This is a genomic window from Synechococcus sp. MU1642, from assembly GCF_020514115.1.
Lineage (GTDB): Bacteria > Cyanobacteriota > Cyanobacteriia > PCC-6307 > Cyanobiaceae > Parasynechococcus.
In genome coordinates this window covers 77,140-93,726 of record NZ_VTKZ01000002.1, presented here as the reverse complement: position 1 = coordinate 93,726, position 16,587 = coordinate 77,140, and the positions used below count along the sequence as shown (strand labels likewise).

General features: G+C 60.7%; 19 protein-coding genes. 9 read left to right on the top strand and 10 right to left on the bottom strand.

Features of this window, described 5'->3' with window-relative positions; translation table 11 throughout:
• Positions 1 to 29 precede the first annotated feature (29 nt).
• On the top strand, positions 30 to 479 hold the full coding sequence (locus FZZ85_RS03120) for a DUF3531 family protein (protein ID WP_226412150.1): 450 nt from the start codon (positions 30 to 32) through the stop codon (positions 477 to 479).
• Positions 472 to 1,203 carry a 16S rRNA (uracil(1498)-N(3))-methyltransferase gene (locus FZZ85_RS03115; RefSeq protein ID WP_226412148.1) on the top strand — a complete coding sequence of 244 codons (732 nt, stop codon included), beginning with the start codon at positions 472 to 474 and terminating at the stop codon, positions 1,201 to 1,203. Before FZZ85_RS03120 ends, FZZ85_RS03115 begins: the two co-directional genes overlap by 8 nt.
• Here the strand turns inward: FZZ85_RS03115 and FZZ85_RS03110 are convergent.
• Positions 1,193 to 1,624: a hypothetical protein gene (locus FZZ85_RS03110; RefSeq protein WP_226412146.1), complete on the bottom strand. Its 432-nt coding sequence runs from the start codon at positions 1,622 to 1,624 to the stop codon at positions 1,193 to 1,195. The two genes, FZZ85_RS03115 and FZZ85_RS03110, sit on opposite strands and share 11 nt — an antisense overlap.
• 86 nt (positions 1,625 to 1,710) lie before the next feature.
• On the opposite strand from FZZ85_RS03110, the gene FZZ85_RS03105 reads away from it, so the two are divergent.
• Both FZZ85_RS03105 and FZZ85_RS12025 read left to right on the top strand, forming a co-directional pair.
• Positions 1,711 to 2,430 (top strand): TIGR00297 family protein, encoded by a 720-nt coding sequence (locus FZZ85_RS03105; RefSeq protein ID WP_226412144.1) that lies wholly within the window; start codon positions 1,711 to 1,713, stop codon positions 2,428 to 2,430.
• Positions 2,431 to 2,508: 78 nt separating this feature from the next.
• Positions 2,509 to 2,634, top strand: a complete 126-nt coding sequence (locus FZZ85_RS12025; RefSeq protein WP_255615954.1) for a hypothetical protein — start codon at positions 2,509 to 2,511, stop codon at positions 2,632 to 2,634.
• A gap of 112 nt (positions 2,635 to 2,746) precedes the next feature.
• On the opposite strand, the gene FZZ85_RS03100 is transcribed toward FZZ85_RS12025, so the two are convergent.
• A complete protein-coding gene (locus FZZ85_RS03100) occupies positions 2,747 to 3,184 on the bottom strand; it encodes a sigma factor (RefSeq protein WP_226412142.1) in 438 nt (145 codons plus the stop codon).
• A gap of 83 nt (positions 3,185 to 3,267) precedes the next feature.
• Here FZZ85_RS03100 and FZZ85_RS03095 point away from each other — a divergent pair, with 83 nt between their 5' ends.
• Positions 3,268 to 3,432 carry a PCP reductase family protein gene (locus tag FZZ85_RS03095; RefSeq protein WP_226412473.1) on the top strand — a complete coding sequence of 55 codons (165 nt, stop codon included), beginning with the start codon at positions 3,268 to 3,270 and terminating at the stop codon, positions 3,430 to 3,432.
• 3 nt (positions 3,433 to 3,435) lie between these two features.
• On the opposite strand, the gene FZZ85_RS03090 is transcribed toward FZZ85_RS03095, so the two are convergent.
• Genes FZZ85_RS03090 through FZZ85_RS03065 form a run of 6 tightly spaced genes read right to left on the bottom strand, consistent with a single transcriptional unit; the run spans position 3,436 to position 8,682 of the window.
• Complete coding sequence (locus FZZ85_RS03090; RefSeq protein ID WP_011364263.1) at positions 3,436 to 3,603, bottom strand: hypothetical protein; 168 nt, start codon at positions 3,601 to 3,603, stop codon at positions 3,436 to 3,438.
• A 54-nt stretch (positions 3,604 to 3,657) separates the two neighbouring features.
• Positions 3,658 to 4,344: a GDSL-type esterase/lipase family protein gene (locus tag FZZ85_RS03085; protein WP_226412140.1), complete on the bottom strand. Its 687-nt coding sequence runs from the start codon at positions 4,342 to 4,344 to the stop codon at positions 3,658 to 3,660.
• On the bottom strand, positions 4,341 to 5,873 hold the full coding sequence (locus FZZ85_RS03080) for an ABC transporter permease (protein WP_226412138.1): 1,533 nt from the start codon (positions 5,871 to 5,873) through the stop codon (positions 4,341 to 4,343). The genes FZZ85_RS03085 and FZZ85_RS03080 overlap by 4 nt, the downstream gene beginning before the upstream one ends.
• Positions 5,852 to 6,556 carry an ATP-binding cassette domain-containing protein gene (locus tag FZZ85_RS03075; protein WP_226412136.1) on the bottom strand — a complete coding sequence of 235 codons (705 nt, stop codon included), beginning with the start codon at positions 6,554 to 6,556 and terminating at the stop codon, positions 5,852 to 5,854. The genes FZZ85_RS03080 and FZZ85_RS03075 overlap by 22 nt, the downstream gene beginning before the upstream one ends.
• Positions 6,553 to 7,476, bottom strand: a complete 924-nt coding sequence (locus FZZ85_RS03070) for a putative selenate ABC transporter substrate-binding protein (protein ID WP_226412134.1) — start codon at positions 7,474 to 7,476, stop codon at positions 6,553 to 6,555. Before FZZ85_RS03070 ends, FZZ85_RS03075 begins: the two co-directional genes overlap by 4 nt.
• A gap of 27 nt (positions 7,477 to 7,503) precedes the next feature.
• Positions 7,504 to 8,682 carry a pyridoxal phosphate-dependent aminotransferase gene (locus FZZ85_RS03065; RefSeq protein ID WP_226412132.1) on the bottom strand — a complete coding sequence of 393 codons (1,179 nt, stop codon included), beginning with the start codon at positions 8,680 to 8,682 and terminating at the stop codon, positions 7,504 to 7,506.
• An 86-nt stretch (positions 8,683 to 8,768) separates the two neighbouring features.
• Between FZZ85_RS03065 and FZZ85_RS03060 the strand changes: the two genes are divergently transcribed.
• Genes FZZ85_RS03060 through FZZ85_RS03045 form a run of 4 tightly spaced genes read left to right on the top strand, consistent with a single transcriptional unit; the run spans position 8,769 to position 12,331 of the window.
• Entirely contained in the window at positions 8,769 to 9,170 is a 402-nt protein-coding gene (locus FZZ85_RS03060; RefSeq protein WP_226412130.1) for a VOC family protein, read from the top strand.
• The gene (locus FZZ85_RS03055; protein WP_226412128.1) at positions 9,167 to 9,745 is read left to right on the top strand and encodes a uracil-DNA glycosylase; all 579 of its coding nucleotides are present in this window, start codon (positions 9,167 to 9,169) and stop codon (positions 9,743 to 9,745) included. Before FZZ85_RS03060 ends, FZZ85_RS03055 begins: the two co-directional genes overlap by 4 nt.
• Before the next feature lie 5 nt (positions 9,746 to 9,750).
• The gene (gene ispG, locus FZZ85_RS03050) at positions 9,751 to 10,947 is read left to right on the top strand and encodes a (E)-4-hydroxy-3-methylbut-2-enyl-diphosphate synthase (protein WP_115009012.1); all 1,197 of its coding nucleotides are present in this window, start codon (positions 9,751 to 9,753) and stop codon (positions 10,945 to 10,947) included.
• Positions 10,948 to 10,981: 34 nt separating this feature from the next.
• Positions 10,982 to 12,331 carry a S41 family peptidase gene (locus FZZ85_RS03045; RefSeq protein ID WP_226412126.1) on the top strand — a complete coding sequence of 450 codons (1,350 nt, stop codon included), beginning with the start codon at positions 10,982 to 10,984 and terminating at the stop codon, positions 12,329 to 12,331.
• 1 nt (position 12,332) lies between these two features.
• On the opposite strand, the gene FZZ85_RS03040 is transcribed toward FZZ85_RS03045, so the two are convergent.
• Both FZZ85_RS03040 and mfd read right to left on the bottom strand, forming a co-directional pair.
• Positions 12,333 to 12,500, bottom strand: coding sequence for a hypothetical protein (locus FZZ85_RS03040; protein WP_006849887.1), 168 nt, complete (start codon positions 12,498 to 12,500; stop codon positions 12,333 to 12,335).
• Between the two features lie 78 nt (positions 12,501 to 12,578).
• Positions 12,579 to 16,157: a transcription-repair coupling factor gene (mfd, locus tag FZZ85_RS03035; RefSeq protein WP_226412124.1), complete on the bottom strand. Its 3,579-nt coding sequence runs from the start codon at positions 16,155 to 16,157 to the stop codon at positions 12,579 to 12,581.
• Positions 16,158 to 16,587: the final 430 nt, after the last annotated feature.

Genomic DNA, 16,587 nt, shown 5'->3' with positions numbered 1-16,587 from the left:
AACGATGATGAAGGTGTCGCGATGGCCCCATGGACATTCGTTTTCGTGAAGTCGACCCCTTTAATTGCTGGTTATGGATCCGTTTCTCGGAACCCCCCAGCCAGGGGGAGAGAAATTACGTAGATGGTGTGTTCGACAGCTGGTACGTGATCGGGCGTTTGGGCGGCTTCAATGCAGAAAACCTGCAGGTTCATGACGCTGGCTCCGATCTCAGCTGGATGGCCTACGAGATCGATGGGGCTGAGTCGGCGATGCCCGCCCTGATGCACAACATGGGACAGCTCGAATATCAGAACGACTGGGGCCGCTGCTGGGTGGATCTCGGTACGTCAGATGGTGTCGCCATCGATATATTGATCAATTCCCTGCGTCAACTGGACTCTGACGTGGTTCAGCTCGAGGAGCTGATCGTTGGTGGGGTCAATGAAAATTGGCCGGTCGAAGATCATCCCGACAGCGTTTTCCCTGCAGGTGGCTGAACGCCGGCGTCTACTCCTGTCGCCGGATCGCCTAAGGGAGGGTGGTTCGGTTCTGCTCAACACCGAAGAGCAGCACTATCTACGGAGGGTGTTGCGTTTGCGCTGTGGCGAGCAAGTGGATGTGACCGATGGTTGCGGCCGCCTCACGCTCGCAACCCTGGTGGAACCTCAGTTGCTTGCGCTCGACAGGCCAGCGCAGCAGATCGAGCCCTTGCCACAACCTCAGCTGGGCTTAGCCGTGGCCTTGATGCGGCGGGGGATGGATGAGGTGGTTCGAATGGCCTGTGAGCTTGGTATTGATCGGATTCAGCCCTTGCGCTGCGATCGCTGTGTTCCCCAGGCCGACCATCGACAGGAGCGCTGGACCACGATCATTCGTGAAGCCGTGGAGCAGTGCGAACGTTTGTGGATGCCGCAGCTGCATGAGCTGAGAGGTATTTCCGAATGGATCGGAGCAGTGGAAGGTCTGCGTCTTGCAGGGGTCACCCGCGAGACGGCAGCTCCATCGTTGGATCAATGTTTGCGCCAACAGGGCGATCCTCTTCAGCCCACGTGGTTGGTGATCGGTCCTGAGGGGGGATGGACCTCAGAAGAGCAAAGCCTCTTTGCCGATGCAGGGGTCCGCTCTGTGCGGATGGGGGCAACCATCCTGCGCAGTTCAACAGCAGCAGTGGCAGGCGCGGTTGAACTGGTTCGTTGGCGCGATGGCCTGATCAGCTCTTGAACAGATCCTGAGCGATGCCTCGGAAGGATTTCAGAGCTGCTCCAGGCCGACGGCTGCGCTGGCGCAGTCCGCCACCGGGCATCAGGTTGACGGGTGCGAAAGTGGAATAAGTCACGGCCGGCTTGGCTGCCTCCGACGCGGCCAGGTCAGCGGCGATGGCTTCTGCAGTGGTGAGTGAGACTGCGGGCTGAGAGCTGGATTCAGCTTTGGATTCCACAACGGCCACAGTGGCTGAAGGCTTGGAAACAGCTGAAGGTTCGGAAGGTGCGACAGGTGTTGCTACGGCGCTCGCAGTAACGAGAGCTTCCTCGACCGGCGCTTCTTCGGTTGCGAGCGGCTCTTGTTGAGGCAGCTCGAGGGTGGCAGGAGCGGCGGAGTCATCCAGGGTGAGGAAAAACCCCTTGTTGCTGTTGAACACCATCCGGTCGACCAGAGAACGAACGCACCCGATTCTCCCTCTGCAATGGCCGCAGGCAGGAGATGCTTAGAGCACTGCAACACGGTGTGATGTCCGCACTCTGGATTCAGGCGCTGCTGGTGAACACGGTTTTGATTGCCCTGGCGCAGCGGACAACCGTTCTCACCCGGAAGGGTTGGGTCCACGCGGCTGCTTTGGGCACGATTCTTTGGGGTTGTTTGGGTTGGTCGGGCTGGTTGGCTGTGGTCGCCTACCTCTGCCTTGGAAGTCTGGTCACCAAGATCGGCTTTCAAAACAAGCAAACCCGCGGCCTTGCCGAAGCCCGCGGTGGTCAGCGCGGCCCTGAAAATGTCTGGGGTTCCGCTGCTGTTGGAGCCTTCCTGGCACTGCTGGTGGGTGCCGGTGTCGAGCCCCATGAACTGTTGTTGGTTGGCTTTGCCGCGAGTTTCGCCGCCAAGTTGGCCGACACCTTCGGCAGTGAAATCGGCAAACGTTTCGGTCGCACCACGGTCTTGATCACCAGCCTTCGGGTGGTTCCACCAGGTACTGAAGGAGCCATCAGCTTTGAGGGAACCCTGGCCAGTGCCGCCGGCAGCATCGCCATGACCCTGGTGATGCTTTCTCTGCAGCTCATTCCCTCGTGGCCTGTGGCTGTGCTGGTGATGATGGTTGGTCTGTTAGCGACCCTTGGTGAAAGCCTTCTCGGCGCTCTGGTGCAGGACCGCGTGGCCTGGTTGAGCAACGAGCTGGTCAATGCTCTCCAGACCCTGTTGGCCGCAGTTTTAGCGATGCTGCTGATGGCGCTTTAATCAGCTGGTACGGAGTGGTTTCAGACCATCTCGGTGGGCCCATTGCCGTGAGAGTCCCAGCCCCTCATTGAGATAAAGGTGCAGGGAAGAGCGGCTGCAATTCAGAGCCTGAGCCAGAGCCTCAAGGATCTGGCCTTCGATGAAGTGGCCCTGCAGCACCATGCGGCCTTGCCCTCCACCTGCGGCAGCACGGTCCTCAACTAGTCCAGGTGTTCATCCTCCGCACATGAGCTTGCTGGATCTCCAGGACTGGCAAACAGGTGAGCGACCTGGCTGGCCCCATGGCTCTGCACGGCGGCGGCCCAGCGTTCCGGTTTCACAGAGAGTTTGGCTGCAAGCTCGTGATCGCTGAGGCTCGGCAGCTGGTTCTGATTGCGTTCATGTGGATCTTCATCCCTGCTGCGTAAAGATCACGCAACCGCCAGGGAATCCGAATGGTGCGTGATCGATCCCGGCGGTAGTGGAGGATTTGGCCGTTGGCCCGCGAGAGCAGATAGCTGCTGGGGCGGAGGCCTCGTTGTTGATCAAACCGTTCAAGGCCACGGATCAATCCAACCCTGGACTCCTGCAGCAGGTCGTCGAACTCTTCAGGCCCGCGTTGCTGTTGGCGACGGGCCGCGCAGTGGGCCAGGCCCAGGTGCTTGAGAGCCTGCTGATTGCGTCGTGCAATGCAGGGCGGCAGTCCACGCCGGGACTCCTGGCGCAGGTGACGTTGAGAAATCAAGGGATCAGTGCAACTGATCCAACGGTTCAACCCTCAGCCCCGAAGCGGTTGGCCCTTTGGTGCCGCAGATCGGCACTTTCGTGCCGGATCATGGGTGCAACGGTATTGGATTGATGGACTGGCAACCAGAAGCACTGGCAGCACTCAAGAAAGATGTTCCGTTCTTCGTACGGCCTGCTGTTCGTAAACGCGTTGAGGCGATGGCGGATTCAGACGGACATTCCGACATCGACCTGGATTTCTACAAATCCGCCAAGCAGGCCATGGCCCCGAGCTGATCCTCACGAGGGATCGAGATCGCAGCGCTGCAGTTCCGGCTGGGTCAAGCGGTCAACGATGCGTGCCATATCCAGGGCTGTGAGTTCACCGTTTTCGTCCCACTTGAGCGTGGTTTTGCGCTGGGCAGGGGGGTGGCCGGCAGCGCGTTGTGCAGAGCGGTCAGGTCCCAAGTCCGATCACCAATGTCAGGAGAGCCACACATTAGTCGCCGCTGCGGGTCTCGTTTACATGCTGATAGGTGTTGATGTGTTAAACGCAGCGAGTCCGGCCCACTCCTGCAGAGGCGCCCATTGACCCAAGCGCTGGTCGAGCCAGCGGTGGCCGTCGGCATTGAGATGGATCCCATCGGGTTCCATCCAGGTCAACCAGTCGGGCTCCTCCTGCATCTCCTGATGCATGGATAGGAAGGGAACATCCGCCTCACGGCACTGTTCGGCCATCACGGCCTCCGTTGCCGCGATCTGGCTGTTGCTGTACCAGAGGCAGCCGGCAAAGGGCATCACGTGCTCATCCACCGCAGTGAGGCCCAGCACAAACACCTGCACCTCCTGGGTCATCTCATTGAGAAGTTGTCCCAGGCCGAACGAAAAGGCCTCCACATCCAGTTGGGGTCTGCCGTCGAACCGACCAACGCGGGCGGTGTCATTCAGCCCGATACTGAGTAGAAGTCCGCCCGGTGTTTGGCGCCGCAGTTCGCCGCGGCAGCTCCACTCGCTGCGCCAGCGGGCGGCCACGCGTTCCAGGCCATCCCCGCGGATGCCAAGGGGGTACACCACTGGAGCGCTGGGTAGGTTCATCCAGCGCAGGCGCAGCCGCTGGCACCAGCCACCCGATTCACGGTCACCCCAACCATGTACGCCACTGTCCCCGAGCACGATCAGCTGACGGGGGGCGTCGTTCGCACCGCTCATAAGGCCATGGCCCGGCTGTTCCAGCTCCCCTGAAGTCGTTCCCCCAGGCTCTCACCCAGCAGTGTGAGCACTGCGGAAATGAGCACGATCCAGAGCACCAACCACCAATGAAACGAGCTGAGGGCCTCCATCAGCTGCCAGCCCAGACCAGCTCCCCCCACCATGCCGATGATCGCGGTGTCGCGCAGGATCACATCCAATCGGTAGGTCGCATAGGTGAGGTAAGCGCGACTCACATCCGCCAGGGGGCCGTAAAGCCAGCTCACCCGGTTGGGGGCGCCGCAGGCCTTCATGGTCTGGGCGGAACCCAATCCCGTGCTGCGGATCTCGTCGATCAGCACCCGACCCATCACACCGCCGTGGTGCAGCCCCAGGGCCAGCCCCGCCAGGCTCAAGCTTGGTTTGGCCAGCATCAGCAGCAGGAGTGCGGTGAGAGGGGCCGGGATGAGTCGCAACGCCCCCCAAACGACTCCCTGCAGCCGCAGGCTGGCCTGGCTGGGCCAAACCAGCAGCAACAGCGGTGGAAGCCCGGTGGCAACACAACCGCCGATCAGGGTGATCCACACCGTGGCTCCAATCACCCCGGGCCAGGAGATCTCAAGGGCAGTATTGAATCCCTGGGATCCGTCGATGAGGTTGCCGACAACCATCGACCACTCAGCCACTGGCCAGGCCAGCTGCAGATCCAGCTGTGTTCCCCAGCCAAGGGCAGCCCAGGGGCTGGCCATGGCCACGGGAAGAATCAGCATGCGTGACCAGCTGCGCAGCGTTCGCAGAAGTCGGTCGAGCACCACCATGGCGATGGCCAGCATCCAAAGCCCACTCCACAGCTCCTGAAATTGAAGCGAGCGCAGGCTGAGGCTGAGGTCTGTCCCCAGTCCTCCGAGGCCGAAAACGCCCAGAATCAAGGCTGAACGAAGTGCGCAATCGAGGCGGTGGCCGATGTGGTCGCTGATCGGCTCTGCCAGCGGTGGGACCAGCCCGGTGAGCATCACGGCCCATGGCGTGGCGCCGGCTCCCTTGAGGACGGGAATGGCCGGTGAAACGTGGCAATCCACCTGATCGGCGATCACCCGCGCCATCAGAACCGTGTAAGGAATCGCGATGGCGCAGATCGCAACCCAGCCATTCAGCCCGAACACCTGCAGCAGCATCAGCCCCCAGACCAGTTCATGCACAGCGCGCAGGGGCGCCAGCCAACGGCGCAAGATCACGGCAGGCCAACGCACGCCCGCCTGGATTTCCCAGAAGGTGCTTGAGCTCAGGAGTCCGAGACCCACGCCGAGAACACTGCTGATGCCCCAGGACATCACGGCGATCACCAGGGTGATCTGGAGCCCGTTGAGCAAGCTGCCCAAAACGATGGGGTCGATGGAGGGCTGCACGGCCCCAGCCGCGAACTGTTGAAGAACTGAAAGTCCGCCGCCGTGACCATCGCGCAACATCACCACAAGAATGCCGAGCAGGCTGAGCCCCGGCAGCAATGGGATCAACGGCAGGGCTGGCTTCAGGTCGATGCGTAGAGCCATTCCAGCTGATCCCGATGAATGGTGTCTGGAGCTGCATCGATCACAAGGGCACCATCACGGAGCCCCAGAACCCGATCGAAACGGTGTATCAGATCCGGCCGATGCAGGCTGATCAGACAGCCCGGCAAGAGAAGCAGGGTGTTGAGAACGTCTTCGGCGAGGCTGGGATCAAGGGCGGAGAGGGGTTCGTCCGCCAGCACGAGTTCAGGCCGTTGATGCAACAGACGGCCCAGAGCCACCCGTTGGCGCTGCCCTCCGGAGAGCTCACGCACGGGCTGCTCAAGCAGATCTGCTTCCAGTTTCACCTGGTGCATCAGCTCCAGGCAGGTGTTTGGGTCCAGGGGACCCAGCAGGTTCCGAATCGCCCAGAGCAGCCCATGGCGTCCCAGGGCACCGCTGTTGATGTTCTGGATCACACTCAGTTCCTCCACCAGGCGCAGGTCCTGCCAGAGCGTGCCGATTTGGCGCCGTTGCCGGCGGCACAACTGCTGATGGGGGCGACCACACCAGTGCACGGATCCTGAATCGGGGCTTAATGCCCCGTTGCAGAGCTTTAGCAACGTGGTTTTGCCGGCGCCACTGGCACCGAGCAAAACCACACGCTGGTCCGCACGAAGGATGAGGGTGATCGGTTGGAGCCGTTGCCCCAGGCAGACCTGGTGCAGCTCCAGCAGCGCCGTCAACGGATCTTTCCGAGTTGGCGGCCCACCGTTTCGATCATCACGTAGTCCTCATTCTTGGCGGGGATGAAGCGTTCGGCACCGAACAACTCAAGAATCGTGGCGCCGTCATCTGTGTCTGCCGAAAGGTCCAGCAACGCGCTCTGCAGCTTGTTGGTGAAACCTTCGCCAAAGCGCTCATCCAGACCGGGTCGTACAACCCAGTGGTAGTCCACGTAGGGCGGCGTCCTCCAGATCACCGACACCTTGCCGGGATCCACGCGGCCGTCCGCCACATTGCCGCGCCAGACCTGCTCGTTCAAGGCGCCCACCTCGAAGGCACCGCTCTGCACCACCGCAATAGTGGCGTCGTGGCTTCCGCTGAAGCCAGGGCCGCCCCCCGCCAGATCCTCAGGTTTCACGCCGTTTTCCCCCATGAAGAACTGGGGCATCAGGCGGCCGGAGGTGGAACTCTCCGAACCGAAGGTCAGTCGGCGTCCCTTCAGCTCAACCAGTTGGTTGGCACTGGTGAAGGGGCGCAAACCACTGGCGCCATTGGCGATGAACACACTGGTGAACTCTGCATCGATGTCCCGTTGCGCCAGCACCCGGGCTCCAGGCGTCTGCAGCCGGGCCTGCACACCGGTGAGTCCACCGAACCAGACCAGATCAACGCTGCCGGTGCGGAAGGCACTCACTGCCGCCGCGTAATTGCTGACCGGCGCATACCGCACGGGAACATCCAGCTTTTCGCTGAGTTCCGCAGAGAGTGTGCCGTAGAGGCGATTGAGTTTCTCGGGGTTCTGGTCGGGGATGGCACCGATCTGCAGAACGGCCTGTTTGGCGTCGTTCTGGGGTGCGCCGCAACTGGAAACACTGGCCGTGAGTGCGAGCCCGGCAATCAAACCGGTGGCCACCACGGCCCTGCGTTCTCGTACAGACATTCAGAAAAAGAGAATGATGAGATCGGATCAGAAGGAACGAAGCAGCCGCTTCAGTCGCATCAGTCCATCGTTGATCGTCTCATCAGCTACGGCACAGGAGAGTCGAATGCAGCGGTCATCGCCGAAGGCCAGACCCGGAACCATGGCCAGGCCTTCCTGTTCCAGGGCTTGCCGGCAGAACTCCATCGAATCGGGCATGCCGTCCGGCAGGCGGGGGAAGGCGTAGAAGGCCCCTTGAGGAGGCATCAGGGTGATGCCCTCCAGAGCCTGAAGCCCTTCAGTGAGCAGAGTTCGGCGGCGGTTGTAGCTGATGGCCATCTCGCGCACGCAATCTCGAGGCGCTTCGATCGCCGCCAGTGCGCCCCGTTGAGCAAAGCTGCACACATTGCTGGTGCTCTGGCTCTGAAGGGCTGAAGCAGCCTTGATCACGGCAGCATCTCCAGCCAGATAACCGAGGCGCCAGCCGGTCATCGCCCAGCCTTTGGCAAAGCCGTTCACGGTGAAGCAGCGCGAGCGGATCTCTTCGGCAATGGCCGCAAAGCTGCAGTGCTGCTGACCATCGGCAAGGAGATATTCATAGATCTCATCGGTCATCACTATCAGCTGGGGGTGACGGGCCACCAGCGCGGCCAGGGCCTCCAGTTCGGCCCGTGTCATCACCTGGCCGCTGGGGTTGCCAGGGGAATTGATCACCAGCAGTCGGCTGCGTGGGGTGATCTGCTGCTCCAGCAGATCGAGGTCGAGACGGAAGCTTTCCTCCGCTTTGGTGGGGATGATCCTGGTGCTCGCCCCGGCCAAGGCCGCCATCTCGGGATAGCTCAGCCAGTAGGGCGCCGGCAACAGAACTTCGTCGCCGGGATTGAGCAGCACCTGGAACAGGTTGTAGATGGCTTGCTTGCCACCGTTGGTGACCAGCACCTGCTCGGGCTGGGTTGGAATCCCGTTTTCGACGCTGAGTTTGTGGGCCAGAGCAGCACGCAGATCGGGGTCCCCCGCGGCGGGGCCGTAGCGGGTGAAGCCGGATCCCAGAGCACGCTGGGCCGCTTCAACGATGAATGCAGGCGTCGCAAAGTCCGGCTCACCGGCACTGAGGCTGCAGATGTCCCTACCGCTGTCGCGCAGTGCTTTGGCCTTGGCGCTGATCTCCAGCGTCAGCGACGGTTTGAGGGCGACAGCCCGGTCGGAAAGTTCTGGCGGGCGCGGCATCGGTAACGCACCTCCCCGCGGTGCGTTTAAAACGTCATCATCCTGCCGCAGATGGTGTCGCAGACAACCTTGATTTCTCAGCGCCCATGAATGCGATACAGATCAGCTGGGTCTTGGCTGCGGAAGACAGCGCCAGGTTGGCGACGTTCTACAGCGAGCTGTTTCAAGCCACGTTGAAGCCTGGGCTGGCGGAGCACCACTACATCGTTCAATTCAGCGATGGCACCCAGCTGGAGATCTACAGGCCTTCACGCCGGCGCTCTTTTCCAGCCCGAGGGCGAGCGCTGGCGCCCTGTTTGAGGCTCTCCCCATCGCAGGAACCCCTGCCTGAACTTCAAAGGCTGCTCAGTAACGCCCTGAAGCGTGGTGGATCGCTCCTCGAGGAGGCGCGGCTTGAGCCCTTTGGTGCTGAGGCCTGGATCCAAGATCCGGAGGGCAATCCCCTGTTGCTCCTGGCTCCCCTTGCCTCTGTTGCTCCGATGTCATGACTCTCTCCAGCCTGGAGGCCTGCAGTTCTTGCACTACCTGTGACCTCTCCAGTTCGCGCCAGACCGTTGTAATCAGCCGCGGCAATCCCAAAGCGGATCTGATGCTGATCGGTGAAGCACCAGGGGCTCAGGAAGATGCTCAGGGCGTCCCGTTTGTCGGCCGTTCAGGACGTGCCCTCGATCAACTGCTGCGGGATGTGGATCTGGATCCCGAGCATGACCTCTACATCTGCAACGCGATCAAATGCCGACCTCCCAACAACCGACGGCCGAAAAAAGTTGAGTTGGCCGCCTGTCGGGCCTGGCTTGACCTTCAACTGGAGGCCGTTGACCCCAAGGTGATCGTGCTGATGGGAGCCACCGCTGTGGAGACCATCCTTGGCATCAAGGGGGGCATGACCCAGCTTCGTGGGCAGTGGCAGAGCTGGAATGGACGGGCGGTGATGCCGATTTTTCACCCCTCTTATCTGCTGCGCAATCCCTCCAAAGCAGCCGGCGCGCCCCTGGATCTGACACAACAGGACCTGGCCGCAGTCCAACAGCGCCTGTGCGAGCCTTGGGTTGCTTCTAATTGAGCTTCATGACTGCCCTGGATCGGCGTTACGACACCAAGATCCATCGACGTGTGACCCGCACCGTGATGGTGGGTGATGTGCCGATCGGCAGTGAGCATCCTGTGGTTGTTCAGTCGATGATCAACGAGGACACCCTCGATATAGATGGGTCCGTCGCAGGAATCCTTCGGCTTGTGGAAGCTGGCTGTGAAATCGTTCGTGTGACGACGCCTTCGATTGGCCATGCGAAGGCTATGGCCAAAATTCGTGCTGCACTTCGAGAGCAGGGCTGCATGGTTCCCCTGGTGGCGGATGTCCACCACAACGGCATCAAAATCGCCCTTGAAGTCGCCAAGCATGTCGACAAAGTTCGGATCAATCCCGGGCTATTTGTTTTCGACAAACCCGATCCCGATCGGCAGGAGTTCAGCAAAGAAGAATTTGCCGCCATCGGCCAGCGCATCCGTGAGACGTTCGAGCCATTGGTGACCCTGCTGCGGGATCAGAACAAGGCGCTGCGAATTGGTGTGAACCATGGCTCCCTGGCGGAGCGGATGCTGTTCACCTATGGCGACACCCCTGAGGGGATGGTCGAATCAGCGATGGAATTTGTGCGGATCTGTCACGAACTTGATTTCCACAACATCGTGATTTCGATGAAGGCCTCGCGGGCGCCGGTGATGCTTGCGGCCTATCGCCTGATGGCGGACACCATGGACAAGGAAGGCTTCAATTACCCTCTGCACCTGGGCGTGACCGAAGCCGGTGACGGTGATTACGGCCGGATCAAGAGCACCGCAGGCATTGCCACCCTGTTGGCCGATGGATTGGGAGACACCCTCCGGGTCTCATTGACGGAGGCTCCTGAAAAGGAAATCCCCGTCTGCTACTCGATTCTTCAATCCCTGGGTCTGCGCAAGACCATGGTCGAGTACGTCGCCTGCCCCAGCTGCGGTCGCACCCTGTTCAATCTCGAAGAGGTGCTGCATAAGGTGCGGGATGCCACCAAGCATCTCCAGGGTCTTGACGTTGCTGTGATGGGATGCATCGTCAATGGGCCCGGAGAGATGGCCGATGCTGATTACGGCTACGTGGGCAAAGGGCCTGGAACCATTGCTCTGTATCGCGGTCGTGATGAAATCCGCAAGGTGCCTGAAGCTGAGGGCGTTGAAGCTCTGATCCAGTTGATCAAAGAGGACGGTCGCTGGGTGGAGCCCGCCTGATCTCGTTAGTCTGAAGAATCAGTCCTGAAGGGCCATGGTTCGGAGTCAGCGCCTGCGTTCTTTGGTTCGTTCGACTCCGTTGCTGCTGATGCTCGGTGTCGGCGGTGTGGTCACCGCCATGGGCATCAGCTCACCAGGCCTTTCCCTTCCATCGGCATCCGGGGGATCGATACACGACAGCCCCAAGGAGGTGATTGATCAGGTCTGGCAGATCGTTTATCGCGATTACCTCGATTCCACGGGCTCCTACGACGAAAGAACGTGGCGCCAGTTGCGGAGCAATCTGCTGAGCAAGTCTTATGGAGGCAGCGCCGAGTCCTACGAGGCGATCCGGGGCATGCTGGTCAGCCTCGATGACCCTTACACGCGTTTCCTTGATCCGAAGGAGTTCAAGGAAATGCAGATCGACACCTCCGGTGAGTTGATGGGCGTGGGGATTCAGCTCAGTCTCGACAAAGATACGAAAGAGCTGATTGTTGTCTCCCCGATTGAGGGCACCCCTGCATCCCGTGCGGGCGTTCAGCCCAAGGATGTGATCGTTTCCATCGATGGTGCCTCGACCAAAGGCATGACCACCGAGGACGCCGTCAAGTTGATCCGTGGTCCGGAAGGCACCGATGTGGTGCTGGGACTCAGGCGCCAGAGTCAGGTGCTGGATGTGCCCTTGAAACGGGCGCGCATTGAGATTCATGCCGTGAAGGCGATGCTCAACACGGCGCCCAATGGCCGCAAGGTGGGCTACATCCGTCTCAAGCAATTCAATGCCAACGCCACGCGTGAGATGCGTGCGGCCATCAAGGATCTGGAATCACAGGCTGCTGAGGGCTACGTGCTGGATCTACGCAGCAATCCCGGCGGCTTGCTTGAGGCCAGTGTGGACATCGCCCGCCAATGGCTCAACGAGGGCACCATCGTTAGCACCCGAACCCGCGCAGGAATCCGCGATGTGAGGCGCGCCACGGGTAGTGCAATCACCGATAAACCTCTGGTCGTTCTGATTGATCAGGGATCCGCCAGTGCCAGCGAAATTCTTTCAGGGGCACTTCAGGACAATTCCCGTGCCCAACTCGTTGGACAGAAGACCTTCGGCAAAGGGCTTGTCCAGGCCGTTCGCGGATTGGCCGATGGATCCGGTCTGACGGTCACCATCGCGAAGTACCTCACACCCAAGGGAACCGATATTCACAAGAACGGAATCCAACCGGACATCGAAGCGGCGATGTCGAAGCAGGAGATCAAGAACTTCTCGGTTGAAGACCTGGGTACCCAGAAGGACAGTCAGTACAGGACAGCTGAGGGGACCCTCATGAACCAATTGAAGAAAATTCAGGCAGGCAAGACCTATCAACCCGGCCTAGCCAACCTCAGCTACGCGTTGCAGTAGCTCAGGAGATCGGCTGCATCAGTCCGCCGCCGCCACCACCGTTGGAGTCGTCATCGTCTGAAGCGCCGGGCTGGAACAGGGCATACACACCAAGCGCGGTTGCACAGAAAACGCCGCTGATCAGTTCCAGAGAGACGCCACCAGCACCGATCTCGACGAATTCACCCATGTCAACGGATTTTGCTGGTACCAATGTAACGAAGAATTGCGTGGTTGGTAACGTTTTTCTCAGAATTGGGTTCAGGCTTCAGACCTGAACCACCTCTGCATTCTTGGCACGCAGTTCCTCCTGCCGCTGTGCCTCCGTTTTGCCATCGGCATCGGGAATCTGGGCTGCCATCAGACGCAGCCATTCCATCAGCTGTTCCAGTTGCTTCTCCATGGGGAGAACACCAAGACCGCGGGCCATCACCTTGTGCTGGATGCCGCTGCCGGCCTGATACACCAAACGACCATGCAGATGCTGGGGCAATCCCTGGCGCAGCAAACGGAACGCCGGTTCCTCCATGGGAGTTTCGAGCACGATGTTGGGCTTTTCCGGTTTGATCCTGGAGAAGCCGCACCGCTTCGCCAGCAGTTTGAGCTCCATCAGCTGCAGAAGCGACACCACGGCAGCGGGCAGCGCTCCGTAGCGATCGGCCCAACCCGCAGCCAGCTCCACCAGGGCCTCGGCGGTGAGGCAGTCGGAGGCAGCCCGGTAGGCCGCGATCTTCTCATCCGGATCAGTGATCCAGTCCGCAGGCACGAAGGCCGTGACGGGGAGGTCCACCTGGGTGTCTTCAACGCTGGGGATGTCTTGACCCTGAATTTCCGCCAGGGATTCCTGCAGCATTTCCATGTAGAGGTCAAAGCCGATGGTTTCCATCTGGCCGCTCTGCTGCACGCCGAGGAGATTTCCGACCCCACGGATCTCCATATCCCGCATGGCGAGCTGGTATCCACTGCCCAGTTGGGCGAACTCCTGAATGGCGCGCAGCCGCTGACGAGCGGTGTCGCTCAGCGATGCGTTGCCCGGATAGAACAACCAGGCATGGGCCTGAATCCCACTGCGACCGACCCGTCCCCGCAATTGGTACAGCTGGGCCAGGCCAAAGCGGTGGGCGTCCTCAATCAGGATCGTGTTGACACGAGGAATGTCCAGGCCGCTTTCCACAATCGTGGTGCAGAGCATCACGTCGGCTTCACCGGCGTTGAACGCCACCATGGCGTTCTCCAGTTCGCCCTCGGCCATCTGACCGTGAGCCACCAAAAGCTTCAGGCCTGGCAGCATTTCCCGTAGGCCTGCTGCCACCTCCTCGATTCCTTCCACCCGGGGAACCACATAAAAGACCTGGCCCCCACGATCCAGTTCCTGGCGGATGGCGCTGCGCACCGCCTCCGGATCCAGAGAAGCCAGATGCGTCTTGATTGGACGGCGCAGTGGCGGTGGTGTGGTGATCAGGCTCATCTCCCGCACCCCCGAAAGGCTCATGTAGAGCGTTCTGGGAATCGGCGTTGCCGACAGGGTCAGCACGTCGACGTCCTTCCGCAGCACTTTGATCTTTTCCTTCTGGTTCACACCGAAGCGCTGTTCTTCATCCACCACCAAAAGACCAAGCTCTTGGAACGACGCTCCTTTGCTGAGCAGCTGGTGGGTTCCCACCACGGCGTCGATGATTCCCTGCTTCAGGCCATCGAGAATGGATTTGCGTTCCGACGCCGTCCGGAAACGATTCAGCAGAGCCACCTTGATCGGATATGGCGCGAAGCGTTCCGAGAGCGTGCGCCAGTGCTGCTGAGCCAACACCGTGGTTGGGGCCAGCATCGCCACCTGTTTTCCAGCGGTGATGGCTTTGAAGATGGCGCGGATCGCAACTTCGGTCTTGCCGAAGCCAACGTCCCCGCACACCAGTCGGTCCATCGGCTCCTGCCGTTCCATGTCCCGTTTCACGTCGGCCGTGGCCTTCAGTTGATCCGGCGTCGGGTCATAGGGGAACGACTCCTCCATTTCCACCTGCCAGGGGCCATCGGTGGGGAAGGCAAAGCCTGCGGCCTGTTGGCGTTCTGCGTACAGCTTCACAAGATCAAGGGCAACCTTGCGAACCGCCTTCTTGGCCCGTTCCTTGGCCTTGTTCCAGGCCGTGCCACCCATGCGGTTGAGCTGCGGGGGTGTTTCACTCGTGGCCCGATAACGCCCAAGGCTGCCGAGTTGATCGGCGGCAACCCGAAGGATTCCATCTGCGTACTGCACCACGAGGTAGTCGCGGATGTCGCCGGACATCGCGAGTTTTTCCATGGCTTTGAAGCGGCCGATGCCATGGTTCCGATGCACCACGAAATCGCCCGGGCGCATCTTGTTGGGATCCACCGTGCGGCTGGCGGCCTTGCGACGACGGCGCACATAGCCACTGGAACTGAGGCTCTGCTGGCCAAAGAATTCACGGTCGGTGACCAGAGCAATCCGCCAAGCCGGCAGCTGCAAACCCTCAAGTTCGGCCGTGCCCCTTACCTTCAGGGCGACGGGGGTGTTCTGCTCAATCAGACGGGAAATGGCATTGCTGTCTCCCGCGTTCGGCACAAACCGACTAACGCAGTCGTGCTCCTCCAGCAGCGCAACCGCTCGGCTGGGTTGTGCAGACACCAACCAAACCGCCGTGCGTTCAGTTTGAAATCCCTTGATCAGTTCCCCGAGTTTTCCGAATTGGTTGGGGTAGGCCGCAACAGGGCGGCTGGCGAGGTCGAAGCTGTTGGGGTGCTGGTCAACTTCCAGCAGTTCTGCCATGTCAAAGCCATGGAAGACCTCCGTCAGGGCATAGGCGGCTTCAATCTCACGGTGCAGAACCGCTGGCCAGACCCGATCACGATCTCCCTCGTCCAGGCCCGCCTCAGCAGCCATGTCGTGGTGATGTTCCTCCACATGGCTGAGCCACTGTTGTCCGTGGGCTAGGCCCTGACGTCGCTCATCGATCACCACTGTTGTGGTGTCCGGCAGGTAGTCGAGCAGTGAAGCGGGTTGCCCCCAGGCGAGACCCATCAGCCGGCGCATGCCCTCCGGTGTCCCGCCGTTCAAAAGCTGCTCTGTGCCCTCAGAACCGAGCAGTTGCTCCAGTCCATCGGGCATTGTCTCTCTGAGCTGGTCCGCAATCAGAGGCCCAAACCCTGTTGGTGTGAGTCGAAGCGCATCGACGGGGTCCAGTGAGCGTTGGCTGGCGGGATCGAATTCCCGCAGCTTGTCGAGCTCCTCTCCGAAGAATTCGAGTCGAACAGGCAGCTCACTGCTCACCGGGAAGATGTCGACGATGTCGCCGCGACGGCTCCAGCTCCCCTCCTGCTCAATGGTGGTGACCCGCTCGTAGCCAAGTTGGGCCAGCGTCTCGCCCAGTGCCTCTAGATCAACCTCATCCCCTTTGCGCAAGGTGCGCGTTTTTGTTTTCAGAACATCCGGCGGGGGGAGATGGGGCTGCAAACAACGTTCCGTGGCCACGATGGCCCAGGACGCCGCGTTGGGTTCCCCCAACAGGTCACTCAGAATCTGAAGCTGCCCCCAGGTGATTTCACTTGTGGGATCGAAGGGTTCATAGGGAGAGCCTTCACTGGTGGGGTACAGGCTTGCCTGGCCCCACCCCATTAATTCCAACAGCGCCGTCCAGCGCCCTGCTTCCTCAAGCGTCGGCACTACAACCAGCAGAGGTGCGTCCCGTCGTTGAGAGAGGGCACTGGCCACCAGAGCGCGGCTGCAACGACCAGCTCCGCGCATCAACAGACGTTCAGTGCGGCTTGAGCGCTCATCAAGCTCACCGGTGAGTGCAGTTTCCTGCAACTTGGTCACCAGGGAACGGAGCGGCATGGAGCAGGCCTCGGCAGTCCATGATCTTCGCAATAAGGTGCCAGGAGCTGCGTTTCACCGGTCGATGCCGCGCTTTCGCTGCCCGTCCTGTTGTTGCGGCCCGGCTTGATGTTGCATCCCCCCAAAGGCTTGATTCCGCTCTGCTCCAGCTGCGCGACCCCGTTACAGCGTCAGCCGCTGGTCCGGCCCATCCCACTGCTGGTGTTGCTCACGGTTGGTGGAGTTCTCGTGGCCTCGTCGATCCCCTTCCTGTTGAATCCAGAACAAGCTCCCAGATCGAGGCCCGAAAAACTGGCCTAAAGCGGTGTTTTCGGTTCAATACGTCGGTATCGGTGCCTTCATGACCCTCGGCCGTTTTTTGATTTTCTTTGTGGTCGGGATAGCGCTCGCGCTTACCGTTCCTCAGCTGACTTGGTTGCTTTGGCCATTG